This is a genomic window from Ligilactobacillus equi DSM 15833 = JCM 10991 (genome assembly GCF_000615765.1).
Classification (GTDB): domain Bacteria; phylum Bacillota; class Bacilli; order Lactobacillales; family Lactobacillaceae; genus Ligilactobacillus; species Ligilactobacillus equi.
The window spans coordinates 46,339-66,743 of sequence record NZ_BAMI01000005.1 but is presented as its reverse complement, the minus strand read 5'-3'; the positions used below and the strand labels follow the sequence as shown (position 1 = coordinate 66,743).

Sequence of the window (20,405 nt, the reverse complement as noted above, 5' to 3'; positions counted from 1 at the left end):
TATTAAAGTGGCTTTGAGGCCAAATAAAAAGAAGTCCATAGGACTTCTTTTTATTTGGAAACTATTACTCTTCATCTTCGTCATCAAAACGGAAGAGGTAGTCATTATCATCCATAGCTTCTACGTTTCCCAAAAGATAACCATTGCCGACTTGGGAGAAGAAGTCGTGGTTGGAAGTCGAAGTGGAAATCCCGTTCATAACAACGGGGTTAACATCTTCGGCTGTGTCAGGGAAGAGAGGATCAAAGCCGAGGTTCATCAAAGCTTTATTGGCATTGTAACGCAAGAAGGTTAAAACTTCTTCGGTCCAACCTACTTGATCATAGAGTAGGTGGGTATATTTTTCTTCATTTTCATATAAATCATAGAGCAAGTCATAAACCCAAGTTTGAAAATTGGCTTGTTCTTCTTCAGAAAGTTCGTTGAAGCCTAATTGGAATTTGTAACCAATATAGGTTCCGTGAACGGATTCATCTCGTAAGATTAACTTGATAATTTCAGCCACATTAGGCAATTTGTTGTGGCCTAACCAATAAAGGGGTGTGTAAAAGCCAGAATAAAAGAGGAAAGTTTCTAAGAAAACAGATGCCACTTTCTTTTGAAGGGAAGTTCCTTCTTGGTAGTAGTGGTTAATTTTTTCGGCTTTGTATTGTAAGATTTCGTTTGAATTTGTCCATGCAAAGATTTCGTCAATTTCTGCGGGCGTATTTAAAGTTGAGAAGATTGAAGAGTATGACTTAGCGTGGACAGACTCCATAAATTCAATATTATTAAGCACTGCTTCTTCGTGTTGGGTCCGAATATCTTGCTTTAAAGAAGACATGCCATCTTGAGATTGTAGGGTATCTAAGAGTGTTAAACCACCAAAAACTTTAGCAACAACGTCTTTATCAGCCTCTGTCAAAGTTCGCCAGTCAGCTAAATCATTGGAAATTGGGATACGGGTATCGAGCCAAAATTGTTCCGTTAATTTTTCCCAGGTTGCTTTATCAATTTCATCTTCTAAATTATTCCAGTTAATTGCTTGGTAATTTTCTGCCATCTTTTTATTCTACCTTTCTTAAATTGTACAACTTTCGCATTCGTTAGCACCGACTTCACCGTTATTATCTGTAAAAGTCCGTACATAGTAGATGGATTTGATTTTCTTATCATGTGCGTAGTTACGTAAAATAGATAAATCGCGGGTCGTCATTTTATCGGTGCGACCTTCTTTCCAAGGATAGAGTCCGGCAGGAATGGTTGAACGCATAAAGAGGGTTAAACTCATTCCTTGGTCAATATGTTCTTGGGCAGCAGCGTAGGTGTTAATAACTTTAATCATGCTGGTATCATAAGCGGATTGGTAGAATTTAATAGTATCATTGGATAAATATGGTGCAGGGTAATAAATTTTCCCAATTTTTCTTTCTTGTCTTTCTTCGATTCGGTTGATGATGGGATGCAAGCTCGCGGTGGTGTCGTTAATATAAGAAATTGATCCGTTAGGCGCGACAGCTAAGCGATTTTGGTTGTATAACCCACCGGTCATAACTTTTTCTTTTAAGGCTTGCCAGTCAGCAGGGCCGGGAATAAAGATGCCGTCAAAGAGTTCTTTGGTCCGATCCAAACTAGGGCGGAAGTCTTTTTCTGAGTACTTGTCAAAGTATTTCCCGTTAGCGTAGTCGCTAGCTTCAAAGCCGACGAAACTTTCGCCCTTTTCCACGGCTAATTCGTTAGAAGCGACTAAAGTCCAGTAGTTGAGCAACATGAAGTAAACAGAAGTAAATTCCAGGGCAACTTTTGAACCATAGTTAATATGGTTTTTAGCTAGGTAGGCGTGTAGTCCCATGCCCCCTAAACCAATGGTATGGGCTTGGGCGTTTCCTTTTTGAACGGTTGGTACAACATCGATATCTGAGGCATCAGAAATAAAGGTTAGTGCTTTGGTCATGGTTTTGACAGATTTACCAAAATCAGGTGAAGCCATGAGGTTAACAATATTTGTAGAGCCTAAATTACATGAGATGTCTGTTCCTAATTGCAAGTAAGATTGGTCGTTGGCCACTTCTGAGGGGGTTTGAACTTGCAAGATTTCTGAACAGAGGTTAGACATAATGATTTTGCCAGCAATTGGACTAGCTTCATTAGCCGTATCGATATTGACCACATAAGGGTAGCCAGATTCTTGTTGTAATTTAGAAATTTCTGTTTCTAACTCACGGGCCTTGATAATTTTCTTTGGAATTAGGTTATTAGCGACCATGTTGTCATATTCTTTTGAAATATCCACATAAGAGAAGGGTTTACCATAGACTTTTTCTACACCCCAAGGATCAAAAAGGTACATATCTTCATCGTTCTTGACTAATTCATAGAATTTGTCGGGAACGACTAAACCGAGAGATAGAGTTTTAACCCGAATTTTTTCATCAGCATTTTCTTTTTTAGTGGCTAAAAAAGCTTCAATATCTGTGTGAAAGACATTGAGATAAACCGCCCCGGCTCCTTGCCGTTGTCCCAACTGATTGGAGTAAGAGAAGGAATCCTCTAAAAGTTTCATGACAGGTACCACGCCAGAAGCAGCCCCTTGGATATCTTTAATTGGTGCGCCTGCACCTCGAAGGTTTGAAAGGGTAATCCCCACACCTCCACCAATCCTTGAAAGCTGCAAGGCAGAATTTATGGCCCGACCAATAGAGTTCATGTTGTCCTCCATTTGGATTAAGAAACATGAGACTAACTCTCCACGTCGCTTACGTCCAGCATTCAAGAAGGAAGGGGTAGCTGGTTGATAGCGCTGGTTAACTAATTCATCAGCCAAATCCATAGCTAATTGTTCGTCACCGTCTGCGAAGTAAAGTGCGTTAACTAATACTCTTTCGTTAAATCCTTCTAAGTAATAAGCTCCATCGTTGGTTTTTAGAGCATATTGAGCATAAAATTTGTAAGCTGCCATAAAGGTTTTGAAGGTAAAGTTAGCGGAGTAAATTTTTTGGGCGACTTTCTCAATGAAAGCAAAGTCATATTTTTTAATAAATTCTTCTTCGATATAATTGTTTTCCAAAAGGTAGTCAAAACGTTCTTTTAAAGAGTCAAACTTCATAGAATTTGGCTCAACATTTTCTTTAAGGAAAGCTTCTAGGGCCTGCTTGTCCTTTTCCAAAGGGATTTGTCCGTTAACAGAGATGTTGATTTGGTTATTTAAATCAAAATAAGTAACTTTATTAGTGTCTAAGTTTTTAAGACTCAAGTTTTTTCACCGCTTTCTTGAAGTTTGAAACATCTTTAGATGTACCGTTAAATTCAAAAGCATAGATAATGGGGGTATCATATTCTTCTGCTAAATCTTTAGCAGTAAAAATAAATAGTTGAGCGAAGTTTCGATTACCAGTACCGACAATACCTTTTAGGTAGTTAGCATTTTCGGCATAATCAAGAAAATCACGGACGGGTTCGGTGATTGCGTCTTCGTATGTCGGCGTAATCAAGACGAACGGTTCCGTGATTTCTGGAAATTCGCTAGCAGGATTAATTTCATAGCTCTCAAATTCAGACCCAAGTTTTTTGATAAAGCGTCGGGTCTGACCCGTGACTGTAAAGTAGACGATTTTCATTAACGTTGCCCTCCTTTTATTAGGCTAGGCCGCGTAAAAGGTCTGGACGGAAACCGGCTACAATGGGCTTTTGGTCGCGTTCTAGAACAGGAACGGAACGGAAGCCTTTGGCTTTTAAGTAATCAACATACTCTGGTTCGTTATTGATATTGTGCTCAGTGTAAGTGATGTTTAGTTGTTGTAAAACATTTTTAGTCATCTTGCATTGAATACAATTATCTTTTGTGTATAATTCGAGCATAACAATCTCTCCCTTGGAAATTTTTATTGTGTTTTAAGTATACAACATCTTGAGACAAATTCAAGAGCTGATTCCCAAGATATTGGGTATGAAATTTTGGTTATAACGATATCTTGTGGTTCTTGAAAGGTGCAAAACTTAATTTTTTAACTAGCAAATAGCTTGAATTTATCGCCTTTTATTCGTATGATTAAGAGGAAAATAAAAAAGGAAACGAAATAAATGACAAATTATTATTATACTGAAAATCCGGATGTCCAACATGACGAAAAAACTTGGAGTTTTACTTTGTTGGATCATGATTTAAATTTTACGACAGATAACGGGGTTTTTTCGAAAAGTCGGGTCGACTTTGGCTCTTGTGTGATGTTAGATGCTTTGGCTGAAAACGAAGCTGAGCTGTTAGCGCAAGCCAAAATCTTAGATGTTGGTTGCGGTTATGGCCCCATTGGTTTGGCCTTAGCTAAGAAATGGCCGGCCAACCATGTTGATATGGTAGACGTCAATAACCTTGCCATGGACTTAGCCAAGAAAAATGCTCGCAACAATGGCATTTCAAACGTCAGTATTTTTCCTTCCAACCAATATGAAGGCGTTACAATAACGGATTATGATTTTGTTTTGACTAACCCGCCAATTCGGGCCGGTAAACCAGTGGTACACGGCATCTTGAGTGGCGCTTACGACCACTTAAAGGTTGGAGGACGTTTGGTCGTGGTAATCCAAAAGAAGCAAGGCGCACCTTCCGCCCAAAAAAAGATGGTGGAAGTCTTTGGTAATTGCCAGGTCCTCAAGAAAAATAAGGGCTATTTCATTTTAGAAGCGGTAAAGGAAGCTTAAATGACGCCACAAGCTAAAGAAAAATTTATGCAAGCCGCAATTGTAGAAGCCCAAAAAGCCCAAGCTAAAGGTGAAGTACCGATTGGCGCTGTCGTCGTGCATGAAGGACAAATTATTGGGCGTGGTCACAATTTGAGGGAAAGTCAGCAAGATAGCTTAGCTCACGCCGAAGTTTTGGCTATTCGTGAGGCGAATCAAGCGCTAAATTCCTGGCGCTTAAATGACTGCCAACTTTTTGTGACTTTAGAACCGTGTCCGATGTGCACGGGAGCAATTTTAAATAGTCGCTTAGACGCAGTTTATTATGGGGCTAGTGACCTTAAAGCGGGGGCCTGTGGGACCATTATGAATCTTTTAGACGATCCGCGTTTGAATCATCAAGCTGATGTCGAAAAAGGAATTTGCCAAAAAGAGTGTTTGGCCCTCTTACAAGATTTTTTTCAACAATTAAGATAAAAAAAGCTGGATTTTTGAAAGTAAATCATGTATCATTAAAAGTGCCGTAAGGCCTTGGAACAATGTTCTCCTTACGAATCGTGTCAGGTTCGGAAGAAAGCAGCACTAAGTATGTGAGGGCATGTGTTCCAAGTTACGATGATATTGAACTCCCAGCTTATGCTTTTCGGATTAGGCTGGGAGATTTTTTTTAAGATAAATATTAAAAGAAAGGTGAGTTTATGGGGTATCAAGCATTATACCGAGTTTGGCGGCCACAGCGCTTTGCGGATTTAGTCGGTCAACAAATGGTGACTAAGACCTTACGCAATGCTTTGAGTACGGGGCAGACTACCCACGCCTACCTCTTTACTGGGCCTCGTGGTACGGGGAAGACCTCAGCGGCGAAAATTTTTGCCAAGGCTTTAAACTGTCATCATCAAAAAGATGGGGAGCCATGTAATAAATGTGAAACCTGCCAGGCTATTACGGCAGGGCGGTTAAATGATGTAATTGAAATTGACGCGGCTTCCAATAACGGGGTCGAAGAAATTCGGGATATCCGGGACAAGGCCAAATATGCGCCTACCCAAGCTGATTATAAAGTCTACATTATTGACGAAGTTCACATGTTATCGACAGGGGCCTTTAATGCTTTATTGAAGACTTTGGAAGAACCGCCCAAAAATGTAGTCTTTATTTTAGCAACAACCGAACCCCATAAAATCCCTGCCACGATTATTTCACGGACCCAGCGTTTTGATTTTAAGCGCATTGAAGTGACGGCAATTTTAGAAAGAATGGAATATATTCTGGATGAAAAGGCAATTAGTTACCAACCGAAGCCCTTAAAGTGATTGCCAAGGTGGCTGAAGGGGGATGCGAGACGCCTTATCAATCTTAGATCAGGTTATCTCGTTTGGGGATAATGATGTGACTCTGGAAAACGCCCTTTTGGTAACGGGGAGTGTAACCAATGAAAAACTGACCGTTTACTTAAGTCAGGTTAGTCAACATGAAACTCCGCAAGCCTTAAAAACGGTCCATGAATTATTAGCTGATGGCAAGTCAGCTAAACGTTTGGTTGAAGATTTGATTGCCTACTGTCGAGATATGCTCCTGTATCAACAAGCACCAGAATTGCTTGAGCAAAATGAACTTGGGATGTTGACGGAGGCTTTTAAAACTTTCGTAGCTCAAAGCAGTGCAGCTAAGATTTACCGAATGATTGATATCTTAAATGAGCAAGAAGAAAATATGCGTTTCACCAGTCATGAAGCGGTATATTTGGAAGTGCTAACGGTCAAATTGAGTCAATTAAGTGACCAAGCACCTGAAGTAACCAATGGGGTTCAGCCAGAAGTCAATACAGCAGAGGTCAACCAACTCATTACCCAAGTGCAAAGTTTAACGGCTAAAGTAGAAGCTTTACAAAGTCAAGGTGTATCAACGCAAGCAGCGCCTCCTAAAGCTAACCGGCAAACACGGCAAGTGAAGAGTAGTGGTCCCTTTAAGGCTAACCAAGCTCAGATTAATGAGGTCTTGGGTCAGGCAACGCGGGCCGATTTGATGGCCATGCAAGATATTTGGCCGGACCTCTTGAATATGTTACCGCAACAGTCCTCTTCTATGATGTCCTTTGGGAAACCAGTGGCTGCGAGTCCAAGTGGGGCGGTCATTGCCTTTTCTTATGATTTTATGCCCGAACAGTTCCAAGCGGATCCGACGGTGCAAGAACAAGTGACCCGAGCCTTAGTCCGGCTCTTAAACCGGGAAGTGAGATTGACGGTTTTACCTGAAAGAATGTGGGGGCAAGTAAGGCAAGCCTACATTAAGAGTCACAATCTTAAAGGTCAAGCCCAACAGGCTGAGGCTGAAACGATGGTAGACCAAAAACAAGCCGAAGAAACGAAAGCTATTGAAGCGGCACAAGCTGTGGTAGTCGCGGCCAAAGAAAAATTTGGTGACGAAATTGTCACCGTCCAAGCCGATTAATCATTAAATTTGAAAGGAATTGATAAATTATGATGCGTGGAATGGGAAATATGCAAAGTATGATGAAACAAATGCAAAAGTTGCAAAAAAACATGCAAGCAGACCAAGAAAAGTTGCATGAAACAGAATTTACGGGGAAAGCTCCTGAAGATATGGTTTTGGCAACTTTTACTGGTGATCACCAATTAAAAGACCTTACTATTAAAGAAGAAGCTGTGGATCCTGATGATGTGGATATGTTACAAGACTTTGTGATTGCAGCGGTTAACGATGCCATGGCCCAAATTGACGATGCAACTCAAAAAACAATGGGAAAATATTCTCGTTTAGCGGGAATGTAAGAAAAGGGCGGAAATAGATGCAATATCCAGAACCAATTGCTAAGTTAATTGAAAGCTATATGAAATTACCCGGAATTGGGAATAAATCTGCGACCCGCATGGCTTTTTATACTTTAGATATGGATGAAAAAGATGTTAACGATTTCGCTAAAGCTTTGGTGTCAGCTAAAAAAGATTTACATTATTGTAGTGTTTGTGGAAATATTACGGAAAGCGATCCTTGCATGATTTGTGCCGATAAGGGTCGTGATCAAAGTAAAATTATCGTGGTTGAACAGCCGCGTGATGTTATGTCGCTTGAAAAAATGCGGGAATACCGGGGACTCTACCATGTTTTGCATGGGGTCTTATCACCTTTAGAAGGTAAGGGACCTGATGATTTGAATATTGCCTCATTGTTAAGGCGGCTACAAACAAATGAAGCTGTTGAAGAAGTAATCTTGGCAACCAATGCCACCCCAGAAGGGGAAGCGACTGCGACTTACCTGTCTCGATTGATCAAACCTGCGGGAATTAAAATGACACGCTTAGCCCACGGATTAGCGGTTGGTAGTGATATTGAATATGCAGATGAGATGACTTTGTTGAAGGCAATTGAAGGTCGAACAGAATTATAGTAGGGAAGTGGCGCCATGTTTTTCTTTAAACCAAAAGAAAAGTTACGCAAAAAGTATAATGAACGCTTATTAACGGATATTTATCAAGCCCGGGCGCAGTGGGATGTTGCTAAGCATACCCAAGATGCGGTCTATGATGTGGATGATGAGTTAGAAGCTCGAACGAAACTTGCGCGGGCGCGTTATGAGTTCTTATTTAAAGAAGCACGTCGTAGACACCTAAAGGGTGAGTTACGCGCCACGGTTGAACGGCAAAACTGGTTCAACTAAAAATACCCGCAACCTTTAGGGGAGCGGGTATTTTCTTGAGTCAATAAATTTGGAGGAAATTAATGTGAGTGGATATTTTATATCATTTGAAGGCAGCGATGGTTCTGGTAAGACCAGCGTCTTAAAAAAGATTATTGAATTTTTAGATCAAAAAGGCCAACAAGCAAAATATTTATTGACCCGCGAACCTGGTGGTAATAAAATTTCCGAAGAAATTCGCCAGGTCATCTTAGATGTCAAAAACACCCAAATGTCAGCAAAAACGGAAGCGTTACTATATGCAGCTGCTCGGAGTCAACATTTGGAAGAAAATATCTTACCCGCCCTAAAAGAAAATAAGTTAGTCTTATGTGATCGCTTTGTGGATAGCTCCATTGTTTATCAAGGACGTGCCAGGGGGTTAGGAATGGATGTTGTCGCTCAACTCAACGAATTTGCAACGGACAAACTGAGTCCAGAGTTAACTATTTACTTTGATGTCGATCCTCGTGTTGGCTTAGCACGGATTGTGGCGGGACGGACTAACGAAGTTAATCGTTTGGACCAAGAGGATTTAAGTTTTTATGATGATGTACGTGCTGCGTACCAAGAATTAGCACAAAAATATCCTGATCGTATTGTGACGATTAATGCTAACCAAGAACTTGAGCAGGTGGTTGCAGATGTTTTTAAGGTTTTAGCTAAGCGTGTTCCAGCATTTTTTGAAGCTTAAGGTGATACCATGAAAATGATTATTGCAATTGTGCAAGATAGTCTCAGTAATAAGTTGAGTACCGCTTTGATTGAAGCGGAGGTGAAGGCTACTAAGCTTTCAACGACGGGGACTTTTTTAAAAGCTGGTAATACGACTTTTTTGATTGGTAGTAGTCAAGCTAAAGTGCCAGCTGTTATTGAAATTATTAAGCAGGTTTGTCAAAAACATGAAGGCTACCGGGTGCCACCCATTAATTTAGATGCTCCTAGTCAAATTGATGATAAATCACCGCTTGAGGTTCAAGTTGGTGGGGCGACAGTTTTTGTGGTCCCAATCGAAGAATTTTACCATTTTTAAGGGGGAGGCAGATGGAAGCAATTACCCAACTCCAAGCAAATCTAACTCAGCATTTTGCCAAATTAGTCAAGCAAGACCACCTCGCGCATGCATATTTATTAACCGGTCCGAGTGGCACCGGTAAAAAAGAGCTGGCTGTGTGGATTTCGCAGGCAATTTATTGCCGACAAAAAGATGAACAAGGTTATCCTTGTCAAACTTGCATAGAGTGCCGCCGGATTAGTGAAAATAGCCACCCTGATGTGGTGCGGATTGCACCAGAAGGCCAATCAATTAAGGTTGACCAAATTCGTTTTTTAAAGAGTGAATTTTCTAAAAGTGGTTTGGAAAGTTTGCGGAAAATTTTTATCATTGAAGATGCGGAAAAAATGACCACAGGGGCGGCTAACAGTTTGCTGAAGTTTTTGGAAGAGCCTAGTGGTTTGGTCAATGCCTTTTTACTAAGTGAGAGTCCGCAGCTCATCTTGCCAACAATTATTTCGCGTTGTCAAACAGTGGAGTTAGCGGCCTTATCAACCAAGCAGATTGTCAAGGAATTGGTTGATGCTCAAGTTACGCCCGGTAAGGCGAGTCTTTTAGCCCACTTGTGTGGTGACTATGAACAAGCTTTGGCTTTAAGTCAAGACCAAAAATTTGAAAAATTGGTAGAAAACTTGTGGGAATGGTATAATCTAACCTTGAGAGGTGATTTGCGTGCCTTTGTTGATGTGCAAGTCAAATTGATGCCGTATCTGGAAAATAAGGCAGAACAAGAAAGACTTCTCCAGGTATTGGTACTTTTGATTCGGGATACCATGTTGACATATTATCAAAGACAAGATGAACTAGCTTTTAAGATGTATCTGCCTCAATTGCAAGATATCGCCGCTCATATTGGGGGACCACGGATTGTGAAGGCTTTAGAAATTAGCCTAAAATCCTGGCAAAAGTTAGCTGTTAACGTTAATTTTCAAAATATTTTAGAGGAACTAACACTCAATTTAAGTGAATGTTTTGGTAGATAAGGGGTGATTTCGTGGAAAAACGTGAAGTATATGAAAATTTTGAAGAATTAGAAGAAAAAACCATGGCCGTCACGCAAGCCTTAGCGACCATGAAAGAAGAATTTACAGAAATTCTCGAAAGAAATGCTGAACTGGAAATCGAAAATCAGCACCTTAGAGAAAGACTGCAAGACTTGGAAGAAAAAAACCAAGATGTTAAAGAAGGTCTTTCTAAATCGCGCCAAAATTTGGAAAAATTATATAAAGAAGGATTTCATGTCTGTAACGAAATGTATGGTTCACGACGTGTGAATGATGAACCTTGCATTTTTTGCCAAGATGTGATTTATGGGGAGCGTGCTTAATGTTTACTAAGACCAGTAGTTTTCAAACTACTCAAGCTGGAAAGTTATATCTCGTACCCACGCCAATTGGAAATTTGAGTGACATGACGCCGCGGGCGATAGAAACTTTACAGAAGGTGGATCTCATTGCCGCCGAAGATACGCGCAATACTGCCCGGTTGTTAGCTCACTTTGAGGTATCGACGCCACAAATTTCTTTTCATGAGCATAATACTCAAATGCGGATACCGAAGTTGCTGGAAAAATTGCAGGCCGGTCATAGTATTGCGCAGGTCAGTGATGCGGGAATGCCTTCGATTAGTGATCCAGGTAAGGAATTGGTGGCAGCCTGTGTACAAGCTCAAATTCCGGTGATACCTTTGCCAGGGCCGAATGCGGCTCTAACAGCTTTGATTGCTTCGGGATTAGCACCGCAACCATTTTTATTTTATGGCTTCCTGCCCCCTAAACCTAAAGACCAAGTTAAACAACTGGAAGAGTTAAATTATCAAAAATGTACTATGATTTTCTACGAAGCACCGCATCGCATCGGGCGAACCTTAGCTAGCATGGTACAAGTTTTCGGGGCGGAACGACAAGTGGTTTTATGTCGGGAGCTGACCAAAAAATATGAAGAATTTTTACGCGGAAGTTTAGGTGAAGTTCAAGAATGGGCTCAAAATGAAACTATTCGTGGTGAATTTGTGGTTTTAGTGGAAGGGAATGCGAACCCTCCACAAATTCAGGATTCAGGGCTTGATTTGACTTTACCATATGCAAATCAGGTGGAAGCTGTAATAGCGACGGGTATTTCTAGCAAGGAGGCTATTAAAGAAGTGGCCAAGCTTAATCAGGTAAAAAAACAAGTCGTTTATCGGGCTTATCACCATTTAGATGAGGAGGAGGACTAATGCCTAACGCATATAGTTTGGACCACACTGTCTTATTTTATGAAACGGAAATGACGGGGCAAATGGGAATTGGTCGTTTAGTCGATTTATTATTATTAGCTTCTGAAGGTCATAGCGATTCTTTAGGCGTTGGTAGTCAAGAAGTTCAGAAGCTAGGGCTAGGCTGGGTCATTACTCAGCATCAATTAAAGGTTAAGACCTTGCCCCAACGTGGTCAAAAGGTAACGGTCAAAACTCAGGCTCAAAACTATAATTCCTTTTTTTGCTATCGTGATTTTTGGTTATATGATGAAGCCGGTCAAGAGATGGCCTCTATGCACAGTGTCTTTGTGCTCATGGATCAAGAAAAACGTAAAATGACGCGGATTTTACCGGAAGTTGTAGCACCTTTTGAGGTGGAAAAGACTAAGAAAGTGGAACGTTTAGCCCAGCCTCAAGTACCGGCAAATCCAAGTAATCAAAAAAATTACCGGGTCCGTTTTATGGACATTGATGAAAATCGACATGTAAATAATGTTCATTATTTCGATTGGATGTTGGATAGTTTAGAGGCCGATTTCCTCTTAAATCATCAACTGATTGAAATGAATATTGTTTATAAAAACGAAGTCCACTATGGCCAAGAAGTTACCAGCATCGTGCAAATCGATGACTCAACGACGTATCATGAAATTAGGTGTGATGCAACAATTTCTTGCTTGGCTGAGTGTAAGTGGCAAACAAGGTAGTGAAAGACGGGTGTCCGTTTTTCACTTTTTTGCTTTTACATATATCCAAGTCAGGAAATATGTTAAGATATTCCATGGATGAAAAAGACAGAAAGGGAAAATTTCAATGAAAATTTTAGCAATCGAAACTTCTAATAAGCCATTGAGTGTTGCGGTTTTAGAAGATCAAAATTTATATGCTGAAACTAAAATTAATTATGGAATGGGCAAAGACCACAGTAAAAATCTTATGCCCTTAATTGATGCCACTTTACAAGAAGCACATTTAACTATCCAAGAGATTGATCGTTTGGTTGTTGCCAAAGGCCCGGCTCTTATACGGGTTTGCGTATTGGAGCGACCACAGCTAAGACCTTAGCTTATACTTTAGATAAAGAACTTAGCAGTGTATCTAGCTTGGAAGTTTTAGCCCAGGCCTATCCTCAAACTGACGCCATTTTAGTGCCGGTCTTTGATGCGCGACGTGATAATGTTTTTGCTGGTGCTTATACTTGGCAAGATGGCAAATTAGTTAATGTTTTGGCGGATGTCCACATTAGTATCACTGATTTACAGGCGGCCTTGCGAGCTTTCGACCAGGAAATAATTTTTATCGGTCAAGACGCCTTGAACTTGAAAGAAAAATTAAGTCAAGATTTTCCGGCTCACTTTGCTGAACAACAGTTTGCTACCCAAGTGCTTATGTGTTAGGCTTAGTGGGGCAAAAGCGAGATTTAGAAGCAATTGATACTTTTGTACCTGCCTACTTGCGGTTGACGCAAGCGGAAAGACAATGGTTAGACCAAAATCCGCAAAAGGACAATGATGATGATAGCTACGTTCAAAGAGTTTAAGCAAAAAATTATACGCAATATTTTTCAAAATCAAAATCAGTTGCAGTTTGCAAGTCGGCGCCTTACTTGGGCAGGCCATGAGTACCTCTTGTGTCGGGCGGTAATCCCTGATATTGCAGAAATGCTAGAAATTCAACGCCAAGTCTATGGCGGGCAAGTACCTTGGAATGAAGAAGTCTTTCGAAAAGAATTATCTCAAAAAAAGCCCATTTATATTTGGTTGTCCGTTACCACGATGAATTGGTGGCCTTTGCTGGAATTGACTTGGAACGTAACCCCAAACAAGCTCACATTACCAATATTGCTGTTTTACCGCAGTATCAGGGACGCAAAATCGGAACTATGTTAATGGAGTTGTTGTTAACCCAGGCGCAAGATGCGGGCTGTCATTTGGTGAGCCTTGAAGTTGCAACTAAAAATCAAGTCGCTCAACAGCTATATCGTACCCTGGGTTTTCGGGTAGTCAAAGTACAAACAAATTATTATTTACCAGAAGGTGAAGATGCCTATCTGATGGAAAAAGAATTAAGAAGACGAGGAACAAATTAATATGGGTAAGAAAAGAAATTTAATTTTGGCCTTCGAATCGAGTTGTGATGAAACTAGTGTGGCTGTAGTTGAAGATGGTAGCCAGGTTTTAGCTAATGTTGTCGCAACTCAAATTAAGAGTCACCAACGTTTTGGAGGGGTGGTACCAGAAGTTGCTAGTCGGCACCACATTGAACAAATTACCTACTGTGTTAAGGAGGCTTTAGCCACCGCCGAAGTTTCCTATGAAGACCTCACTGCTGTGGCGGTGACACAAGGTCCTGGTTTAGTAGGGGCTTTATTAATTGGGGTTGCGGCTGCCAAAGCGATTGCTTATGCGCATGATTTACCTTTAGTGCCGGTGAATCATATGGCTGGTCACATTTATGCGGCCCGGTTTGTGGCACCTTTGGAATTTCCAGCTATAGCACTTTTGGTTTCTGGAGGACATACCCAACTGGTTTACATGGAATCACGAAATAGTTTCCAAATCATCGGAGAAACTCGTGATGACGCTGCTGGTGAAGCTTACGATAAAGTTGGGCGTGTGATGAAGATGGCTTACCCGGCTGGTAAGGAAATCGACCAATTAGCCCAAACCGGGCAAGATACTTTTAATTTTCCACGAGCTATGGTAAATGAAGATAATTACGACTTCTCCTTTTCTGGTTTGAAGTCTGCCTTTATTAATACAGTTCACCATGCAAATCAAATTGGCGAAGAATTAAATCAAGCGGATTTAGCTACTAGCTTCCAAAATAGTGTAGTTGATGTCTTAACTCAAAAGACCATGAAGGCCTTAGCTAACTTTCCTGTGAAACAATTAATTTTAGCTGGTGGTGTGGCGGCTAACTCTGGTTTACGACAAAGTTTAGACGAACACTTAAAGTCTTTTCCAGATGTGAAATTAGTTAAAGCCCCTCTTAAGTACTGTGGAGATAATGCTGCCATGATTGGGGCTGCTGGTTATGTGGCTTATGAAGAAGGCGTTCGAGCTGGTTTAGACTTAAATGCCAACCCTGGCCTTGAATTTGACTGGTACCCAGATATGGAAATGTAGATAAATAGCGCTAGCTCGCAAGATACGGAGCTAGCGCTATTTATGTTGTAATCAGTGATTACCCTTCTAAAAATTCTTCTAATTCAAGACTAGCAGTTTCCCAGGCTTCCTCGGCTTGGGCTAGTTTAGTAGTCAGTTCGTCTAATTGTTTTTGTAAATCTGTTAACTTACCTAAATCTGTGGCTACTTCTGGCTGGGCCATTTCGATTTCTAAGTTTGATTTTTGTGAGTCAAGTTTTTCAACTTCTTTTTCGAAACTATCAACGGCCCGTTGTAATTTGCGTTCTTGCTTTTGGCGTTCCTTGGATTGTTGATAGTTAACTTTCCCTGTAGAAACTTGCTTTTCGGTAATCGAGTAGCTTGTGTCTTCTTTAGCTTGCTTGAGGAGTTCGGCTTCTTCTTTCTTTTCCAAGTAGTAATCATAGTCACCTAAGAAAAGCTGACTGCCTTCAGGAGTGATTTCTAGGACACTGGTTGCGACCTTGTTGATAAAGTAACGGTCATGGGAAACAAAGAGGACGGTACCGTCAAATTCCAGAAGGGCTTGCTCTAGCACCTCCTTGGAGTCGATATCTAAGTGGTTAGTTGGTTCGTCCAAAAGTAAGAAGTTATCATGACGAAAGGCAAGCTTCGTTAAGAGTAAACGGGCCTTCTCACCTCCGGAAAGGGAGGCCACAGATTTTAAGACATCATTTCCAGAAAAGAGGAAAGAACCGAGGATAGAACGAATATCATATTCAGGCGTGGTGGGATGCTCGTCCCAAAGTTCGTTTAAGACCGTTTTTTGGGGATTGAGATTTTTTTGTTCTTGGTCATAGTAGCCAACCTCAACCCCCGTTCCAAAACTTGAACTACCTTTAATGAAAGGAATTTGTCCAAGAATGGACTTCAATAAGGTAGATTTCCCAATCCCATTAGGTCCCACTACGGCAATGATATTGTTTTTACGAACTTCAAAGTCGATGGGTTCAGAGATGATATTGCCATCATAACCAATGGCAGCATCAGTGACGGTTAGGACTAAGTTCCCACTGTTTTTTTTAGTGGAGAAGGTGAAATGTGGTCCTTTTTCTAAACCTTCAGGTCGATCTAAGCGATCCATTTTTTCCAATTGTTTCCGTCGACTTTGGGCTCGTTTGGTTGTTGAAGCTCGGACCAAGTTACGGTTGACAAAATCTTCCAACTTATTGATTTCAACTTGTTGCTTTTCGTATTGCTTCCATTCTTGTTGGAGACGTTGGGCTTTTTCATCAATATATTGACTGTAATTGCGTGGTAGTGGTGGCATTTATTATGGCTAATTTCGTAAACTTCGTTGACAATTTTATCTAGGAAGTAACGGTCGTGGGAGACAATTAAAAGGGCACCGGCATAACTTTGGAGGTAACTTTCTAACCAGGTCAAAGTATCAATATCTAAGTGATTGGTTGGTTCGTCCAAAATTAATAAGTCACGCTTTTCTAACAATAACTTAGCCAAGGCGAGGCGGGTTCTTTGCCCTCCGGAAAGGGAAGATATCAAGCGGTCATGGTCGGCTTCTTCAAAGTGGAAACCGTGGAGAACAGACTTAATTTCATTGACATAACCATAACCGTTTTGTTCCTTAAAATCGTGTTGTAATTGGTCATATTGCTTTAAAATCCGCGCGTATTCAGGGCTTTGATGGTCAGCATCAGGATTGGCCATGGCGCTTTCTAATTGGTGGATTTGTTTTTCCATGTCTTGAAGATAGTCAAACACAGCTAACATTTCATCCATAATCGTCCGGTCAGAGGAAATGTCGGCATTTTGCGCTAGGTAACCGATGGTTAAATCTTTTTTTCTGGCGATGTTGCCGGCACTAGGCTCACTTTCACCGATAATCATTTTAATTAGCGTTGATTTTCCGGCGCCGTTTCTTCCGACTAAGGCAATCCGGGAATTATCTTGAATTTCGAGATTAATATTTTCAAACAAGACGTCTGCGCCAAAATGGCGAGCAACTTGTTGCGCTTGCAGTAAAATCATTTTTATATTCCTACACTTTTTGTAAATTTAGTCCTCTTAATTTTAGCATAAACGAGGGATTTTTTAAAAAGTTAAGTTTGTGAAAAATATAGTATTTTGTTCTTATATTGTCCAAAACATTAGATGATTATGCTTTATTTTCAGGACTCAGATGTGGTAGAATAGAAATAAAAACTATGTGAAAGGAAGAATGAAATGGCTACTGAAAATATTCCTAATGCGACAGCCAAGCGGTTACCAATTTACTATCGATACCTCAATATCTTAGCTGATTCCGGTAAGACCCGGATTTCCTCAACTGAATTGGCTGAAGCAGTAAAAGTCGACTCGGCGACAATTCGCCGTGATTTTTCTTACTTTGGTGCTTTAGGTAAGCGTGGTTATGGTTATGATATTGCTTCTTTGGTTGAATTTTTCAAAAAGGTTTTAAACCAAGACCGGCTAACTAATGTAGCTTTGATTGGGGTCGGTAACTTGGGACATGCGCTTTTGAACTTCAACTTCCATGGTGGAAGCAATGTTCGTATTAGTGCAGCTTTCGATATTAATGAAGAGATTGCTGGTACGATTCAAAGTGGGGTACCTATTTATCCGATGTCAGATATGAAAGAGCAACTTAATGCACAGCAGATTGAGATTGCAATTTTGACGGTGCCTGCACCAGTTGCTCAGAAAGTGACTGATGAATTGACGGAAACCGGGATTAAAGGGATTTTGAACTTTACACCCTTACGGATCAATGTGCCGGAACATATGCGGGTACAAAATGTTGATTTAACGAATGAATTACAAACTTTAATTTACTTCTTAGACCGTTTTGGGACTGAGGATGAATAAAAAAGACCAAGAATGAGCCTTCTTGGTCTTTTTTAGTAGTATGCCATAATTAAAATAGCAGCATTCATTAGAATATGACTTAACATGGAGCTAGTGAGTCGGTGAGTTTTGGCATAAACCCCACATAAAAGTAAGCCCATCCCGGCATAAGTTAGGTAGTGTCCGTCGCCATGAGCTAAGGCAAAGAGCAAGCTCGAAAGCAGGGCTGCCCCGAGAGGAGAAATATGTTGACTGAGATTACCAAAGATTACTTTGCGAAAGACAAATTCTTCCAAAATAGGGAGCGCTAAAACAACAGTTAGCGTAAAGTAAGGATATTTGCCGATTATAGTTAACAAGAGGCTGGTATTGGCGGAAGTAAGCTTTTGTCCTAAAAGGAGGTATTCGAGGTTTAAACCCAAAATTTGAACTAAGAATAAGCCTAGAGCTCCACCCAAACTCCAGAGTAAACTTTGAGGACCACTGATATGGGCTTGGTCATAGGGATTATGAAAAGTAAATTTTTTTTGAATCCCAAACATGGCTGCGCAAGCCAGTAAAGCAAGTAAAGTACCCCAAAGGTAAGGTTGTGCCTTTAAGGCAAAAGATTAAGGCAAAGAGTATTGAGTATTTGGAAGAGGCAATAGGTTATTAAAATGGCGAAACTATTTCGTGAATTAGTCATAAATGGATTCTCTTTCTATTGTTTTCTAGGGCTTAGTATAGCACATTTTAGCACTCGATGAAATAAAGTGCTAAATAAGGCTTGCATTTTTTAAGGAAAGCGTTTATAGTAATACTTGTAATCATTAGCACTCAAGTGCAAAGAGTGCTAAAAAAGATATGGAGGGATTCTACGTGCTAAAACCATTAGGAGATCGTGTCATTTTACAAGTTCAAGAACAAGAAGAACAAAAGGTTGGAGGAATTATTTTAGCCTCTAACGCTAAAGAAAAACCTCAAACGGCCAAAGTGGTGGCAGTAGGTTCAGGTCGCGTCTTGGAAAACGGCCAAACAGTTGCTTTAAGTGTTAAAGAAGGTGACTTAGTCTTATTTGACAAGTATGCTGGTACAGAAGTGAAGTACAATCAAGAAACATACTTAGTGGTACGTGAAAACGACTTAATCGCAATTGTAGATTAATTATTTGATGAGGTGAAATGAAAATGGCAAAAGAAATTAAATTCTCAGAAGATGCAAGAAAAAAGATGCTTCAAGGGGTTGACAAGTTAGCTAACACTGTTAAGTCAACGATTGGACCTAAGGGGCGTAATGTGGTTTTGGAACAAAGTTTTGGGGCACCAACCATTACTAATGATGGTGTAACAATTGCTAAAGCTATTGAATTAGAAGATCACTTTGAAAATATGGGGGCTAAGTTAGTCGCCGAAGTTGCTTCAAAGACCAACGATATTGCAGGGGACGGGACCACTACGGCGACTGTTTTAACCCAAGCTATCGTAAATGAAGGTATGAAGAACGTAACGGCTGGCGCTAACCCTGTGGGCATTCGTTCTGGGATTGAAATGGCTACCAAAGCAGCAGTTGCTAAGTTGCACGAAATGTCACACACAGTTTCATCTAAGAGTGACATCGCTCAAGTTGCGTCAATTTCTTCTGCAAGTCAAGAAGTTGGGGAATTAATTGCTGACGCGATGGAAAAGGTCGGTAACGATGGGGTTATCACCATTGAAGAATCTAAGGGTATTGACACATCATTAGACGTAGTTGAAGGGATGCAGTTTGACCGCGGTTACCTCTCACAATACATGGTAACAGATACTGACAAGATGGAAGCTGACTTGGATAACCCATACATCTTATTAACAGATAAGAAGTTATCTAACATTCAAGAAATTGCTCCATTATTAAATGACATTATCCAACAAGGTCGCAGTCTCTTGATTGTGGCAGATGACGTGGATGGTGAAGCTTTACCTACTTTGGTCTTGAACAAGATCCGTGGTAACTTCAATGTGGTAGCTGTGAAGGCCCCAGGTTTTGGTGACCGTCGTAAAGCTATGTTAGAAGATATTGCAATTTCAACTGGTGCAACGGTCATTACTGATGAATTAGGCTTGCAATTGAAGGATACCAGTGTGGCTCAATTAGGTTCAGCTCACAAAGTTATTGTAACCAAGGATAGCACTACGATTACGGAAGGTGCTGGTGACCGTCAAGCCATTGCGGAACGTATTGACCAAATTCGTGCCCAAATTGCAGAAACAACTTCTGATTTTGACAAAGAAAAGATGCAAGAACGTTTGGCGAAGTTAGCCGGTGGGGTAGCCGTAATCCGTGTGGGTGCTGCAACGGAAACTGAATTAAAGGAACGGAAATACCGTATCGAAGATGCCTTGAACGCTACTCGCGCTGCGGTTGAAGAAGGTTTTGTTCCTGGTGGTGGTACTGCCTTGGTAAACGTTATTGATGCGGTGGCAGAATTAAAGCTGAAGGTGATGTCCAAACGGGGATTAACATTGTTAAGCGCGCGTTGGAAGAACCAGTACGCCAAATTGCTGAAAATGCCGGGTTAGAAGGTTCCGTCATTGTTGAAAAATTAAAGGAACAAGAACCAGGTATTGGTTACAATGCCGCTAATAATGAATGGGTTGACATGGTAAAAGCCGGAATTGTAGACCCTACTAAGGTGACACGTTCAGCCTTACAAAACGCTGCCTCTGTTTCAGCTTTACTATTAACTACAGAAGCCGTTGTTGCAGACAAACCAAGTGAAAATGACGCTCCAGCCAATCCTGCAGCCATGGGTGGCATGATGTAAGAAAGGAAAGTTCTCATCGAGATGTTG

20 protein-coding genes, 1 other RNA gene and 5 pseudogenes are annotated in these 20,405 nt (G+C 40.8%); 20 read left to right on the top strand and 6 right to left on the bottom strand.

Annotation, left to right across the window (positions count from 1 at the left end):
- Window positions 1-64: 64 nt before the first annotated feature.
- From nrdF to nrdH, 4 genes are read right to left on the bottom strand one after another with little or no spacing between them, the layout of a single operon-like run.
- On the bottom strand, window positions 65-1,042 hold the full coding sequence (nrdF, locus tag JCM10991_RS02475; RefSeq protein WP_025020449.1) for a class 1b ribonucleoside-diphosphate reductase subunit beta: 978 nt from the start codon (window positions 1,040-1,042) through the stop codon (window positions 65-67).
- A gap of 18 nt (window positions 1,043-1,060) precedes the next feature.
- The gene (nrdE, locus tag JCM10991_RS12280) at window positions 1,061-3,232 is read right to left on the bottom strand and encodes a class 1b ribonucleoside-diphosphate reductase subunit alpha (RefSeq protein WP_035187825.1); all 2,172 of its coding nucleotides are present in this window, start codon (window positions 3,230-3,232) and stop codon (window positions 1,061-1,063) included.
- The gene (gene nrdI, locus JCM10991_RS02455) at window positions 3,222-3,596 is read right to left on the bottom strand and encodes a class Ib ribonucleoside-diphosphate reductase assembly flavoprotein NrdI (protein ID WP_023859084.1); all 375 of its coding nucleotides are present in this window, start codon (window positions 3,594-3,596) and stop codon (window positions 3,222-3,224) included. Before nrdI ends, nrdE begins: the two co-directional genes overlap by 11 nt.
- Window positions 3,597-3,615: 19 nt before the next feature.
- Window positions 3,616-3,837, bottom strand: coding sequence for a glutaredoxin-like protein NrdH (nrdH, locus tag JCM10991_RS02450; protein WP_023859085.1), 222 nt, complete (start codon window positions 3,835-3,837; stop codon window positions 3,616-3,618).
- A gap of 222 nt (window positions 3,838-4,059) precedes the next feature.
- On the opposite strand from nrdH, the gene JCM10991_RS02445 reads away from it, so the two are divergent.
- The 17 genes and pseudogenes from JCM10991_RS02445 (at window position 4,060) to tsaD (ending at window position 14,773) form a co-directional block, all read left to right on the top strand.
- Window positions 4,060-4,677, top strand: a complete 618-nt coding sequence (locus tag JCM10991_RS02445; protein ID WP_025020448.1) for a class I SAM-dependent methyltransferase — start codon at window positions 4,060-4,062, stop codon at window positions 4,675-4,677.
- Complete coding sequence (gene tadA / locus JCM10991_RS12275; protein ID WP_035187822.1) at window positions 4,678-5,133, top strand: tRNA adenosine(34) deaminase TadA; 456 nt, start codon at window positions 4,678-4,680, stop codon at window positions 5,131-5,133.
- Between the two features lie 51 nt (window positions 5,134-5,184).
- An RNA gene (gene ffs / locus JCM10991_RS14775) (signal recognition particle sRNA small type) lies at window positions 5,185-5,271 on the top strand.
- Window positions 5,272-5,354: 83 nt separating this feature from the next.
- Window positions 5,355-7,107 (top strand): annotated as a pseudogene (gene dnaX, locus JCM10991_RS16570) (DNA polymerase III subunit gamma/tau).
- A 29-nt stretch (window positions 7,108-7,136) separates the two neighbouring features.
- Complete coding sequence (locus JCM10991_RS02430) at window positions 7,137-7,448, top strand: YbaB/EbfC family nucleoid-associated protein (RefSeq protein ID WP_023859089.1); 312 nt, start codon at window positions 7,137-7,139, stop codon at window positions 7,446-7,448.
- 17 nt (window positions 7,449-7,465) lie between these two features.
- Window positions 7,466-8,065, top strand: a complete 600-nt coding sequence (gene recR, locus JCM10991_RS02425; RefSeq protein ID WP_023859090.1) for a recombination mediator RecR — start codon at window positions 7,466-7,468, stop codon at window positions 8,063-8,065.
- A 15-nt stretch (window positions 8,066-8,080) separates the two neighbouring features.
- Window positions 8,081-8,335: a YaaL family protein gene (locus JCM10991_RS02420; RefSeq protein WP_025020447.1), complete on the top strand. Its 255-nt coding sequence runs from the start codon at window positions 8,081-8,083 to the stop codon at window positions 8,333-8,335.
- A gap of 64 nt (window positions 8,336-8,399) precedes the next feature.
- The gene (gene tmk, locus JCM10991_RS02415) at window positions 8,400-9,047 is read left to right on the top strand and encodes a dTMP kinase (protein ID WP_025020446.1); all 648 of its coding nucleotides are present in this window, start codon (window positions 8,400-8,402) and stop codon (window positions 9,045-9,047) included.
- Window positions 9,048-9,056: 9 nt separating this feature from the next.
- Window positions 9,057-9,386 carry a cyclic-di-AMP receptor gene (locus tag JCM10991_RS02410; RefSeq protein WP_023859093.1) on the top strand — a complete coding sequence of 110 codons (330 nt, stop codon included), beginning with the start codon at window positions 9,057-9,059 and terminating at the stop codon, window positions 9,384-9,386.
- An 11-nt stretch (window positions 9,387-9,397) separates the two neighbouring features.
- The gene (holB, locus tag JCM10991_RS02405; protein WP_023859094.1) at window positions 9,398-10,390 is read left to right on the top strand and encodes a DNA polymerase III subunit delta'; all 993 of its coding nucleotides are present in this window, start codon (window positions 9,398-9,400) and stop codon (window positions 10,388-10,390) included.
- An 11-nt stretch (window positions 10,391-10,401) separates the two neighbouring features.
- Entirely contained in the window at window positions 10,402-10,734 is a 333-nt protein-coding gene (locus JCM10991_RS02400; protein ID WP_025020445.1) for a DNA replication initiation control protein YabA, read from the top strand.
- Complete coding sequence (gene rsmI / locus JCM10991_RS02395; RefSeq protein ID WP_023859096.1) at window positions 10,734-11,624, top strand: 16S rRNA (cytidine(1402)-2'-O)-methyltransferase; 891 nt, start codon at window positions 10,734-10,736, stop codon at window positions 11,622-11,624. The genes JCM10991_RS02400 and rsmI overlap by 1 nt, the downstream gene beginning before the upstream one ends.
- Window positions 11,624-12,352 carry an acyl-[acyl-carrier-protein] thioesterase gene (locus tag JCM10991_RS02390; RefSeq protein WP_025020444.1) on the top strand — a complete coding sequence of 243 codons (729 nt, stop codon included), beginning with the start codon at window positions 11,624-11,626 and terminating at the stop codon, window positions 12,350-12,352. The genes rsmI and JCM10991_RS02390 overlap by 1 nt, the downstream gene beginning before the upstream one ends.
- A gap of 106 nt (window positions 12,353-12,458) precedes the next feature.
- Window positions 12,459-13,042, top strand: a pseudogene (gene tsaB / locus JCM10991_RS16365) (tRNA (adenosine(37)-N6)-threonylcarbamoyltransferase complex dimerization subunit type 1 TsaB).
- Entirely contained in the window at window positions 13,036-13,185 is a 150-nt protein-coding gene (locus tag JCM10991_RS15615) for a hypothetical protein (RefSeq protein ID WP_225349902.1), read from the top strand. The pseudogene tsaB and the gene JCM10991_RS15615 overlap by 7 nt, the downstream one beginning before the upstream one ends.
- Window positions 13,186-13,371: 186 nt before the next feature.
- Window positions 13,372-13,734 (top strand): annotated as a pseudogene (gene rimI, locus JCM10991_RS12260) (ribosomal protein S18-alanine N-acetyltransferase); the annotation flags it as partial.
- Between the two features lies 1 nt (window position 13,735).
- Entirely contained in the window at window positions 13,736-14,773 is a 1,038-nt protein-coding gene (gene tsaD / locus JCM10991_RS02375) for a tRNA (adenosine(37)-N6)-threonylcarbamoyltransferase complex transferase subunit TsaD (protein WP_023859100.1), read from the top strand.
- A 58-nt stretch (window positions 14,774-14,831) separates the two neighbouring features.
- Here the strand turns inward: tsaD and JCM10991_RS12255 are convergent.
- Window positions 14,832-16,780: pseudogene (locus JCM10991_RS12255) on the bottom strand (ABC-F family ATP-binding cassette domain-containing protein).
- 195 nt (window positions 16,781-16,975) lie between these two features.
- Here JCM10991_RS12255 and JCM10991_RS02365 point away from each other — a divergent pair.
- A complete protein-coding gene (locus JCM10991_RS02365; protein WP_023859102.1) occupies window positions 16,976-17,617 on the top strand; it encodes a redox-sensing transcriptional repressor Rex in 642 nt (213 codons plus the stop codon).
- Window positions 17,618-17,649: 32 nt separating this feature from the next.
- Here JCM10991_RS02365 and JCM10991_RS12250 read toward each other — a convergent pair whose 3' ends face one another.
- A complete protein-coding gene (locus tag JCM10991_RS12250) occupies window positions 17,650-18,138 on the bottom strand; it encodes a CPBP family intramembrane glutamic endopeptidase (protein ID WP_051527934.1) in 489 nt (162 codons plus the stop codon).
- Between the two features lie 316 nt (window positions 18,139-18,454).
- Here JCM10991_RS12250 and groES point away from each other — a divergent pair, with 316 nt between their 5' ends.
- Both groES and groL read left to right on the top strand, forming a co-directional pair.
- The gene (gene groES, locus JCM10991_RS02355; protein ID WP_025020443.1) at window positions 18,455-18,739 is read left to right on the top strand and encodes a co-chaperone GroES; all 285 of its coding nucleotides are present in this window, start codon (window positions 18,455-18,457) and stop codon (window positions 18,737-18,739) included.
- A 17-nt stretch (window positions 18,740-18,756) separates the two neighbouring features.
- Window positions 18,757-20,378, top strand: a pseudogene (gene groL, locus JCM10991_RS12245) (chaperonin GroEL).
- Window positions 20,379-20,405 lie beyond the last annotated feature (27 nt).

Coding starts and splice junctions, on each gene's coding strand:
- nrdF (WP_025020449.1), bottom strand. CDS start 1,042: ATGGCAGAAAATTACCAAGCAATTAACTGGAATAATTTAGAAGATGAA.
- nrdI (WP_023859084.1), bottom strand. CDS start 3,596: ATGAAAATCGTCTACTTTACAGTCACGGGTCAGACCCGACGCTTTATC.
- nrdH (WP_023859085.1), bottom strand. CDS start 3,837: ATGCTCGAATTATACACAAAAGATAATTGTATTCAATGCAAGATGACT.
- JCM10991_RS02445 (WP_025020448.1), top strand. CDS start 4,060: ATGACAAATTATTATTATACTGAAAATCCGGATGTCCAACATGACGAA.
- tadA (WP_035187822.1), top strand. CDS start 4,678: ATGACGCCACAAGCTAAAGAAAAATTTATGCAAGCCGCAATTGTAGAA.
- JCM10991_RS02430 (WP_023859089.1), top strand. CDS start 7,137: ATGATGCGTGGAATGGGAAATATGCAAAGTATGATGAAACAAATGCAA.
- recR (WP_023859090.1), top strand. CDS start 7,466: ATGCAATATCCAGAACCAATTGCTAAGTTAATTGAAAGCTATATGAAA.
- JCM10991_RS02420 (WP_025020447.1), top strand. CDS start 8,081: ATGTTTTTCTTTAAACCAAAAGAAAAGTTACGCAAAAAGTATAATGAA.
- JCM10991_RS02410 (WP_023859093.1), top strand. CDS start 9,057: ATGAAAATGATTATTGCAATTGTGCAAGATAGTCTCAGTAATAAGTTG.
- holB (WP_023859094.1), top strand. CDS start 9,398: ATGGAAGCAATTACCCAACTCCAAGCAAATCTAACTCAGCATTTTGCC.
- rsmI (WP_023859096.1), top strand. CDS start 10,734: ATGTTTACTAAGACCAGTAGTTTTCAAACTACTCAAGCTGGAAAGTTA.
- JCM10991_RS02390 (WP_025020444.1), top strand. CDS start 11,624: ATGCCTAACGCATATAGTTTGGACCACACTGTCTTATTTTATGAAACG.
- tsaD (WP_023859100.1), top strand. CDS start 13,736: ATGGGTAAGAAAAGAAATTTAATTTTGGCCTTCGAATCGAGTTGTGAT.
- JCM10991_RS02365 (WP_023859102.1), top strand. CDS start 16,976: ATGGCTACTGAAAATATTCCTAATGCGACAGCCAAGCGGTTACCAATT.
- JCM10991_RS12250 (WP_051527934.1), bottom strand. CDS start 18,138: ATGTTTGGGATTCAAAAAAAATTTACTTTTCATAATCCCTATGACCAA.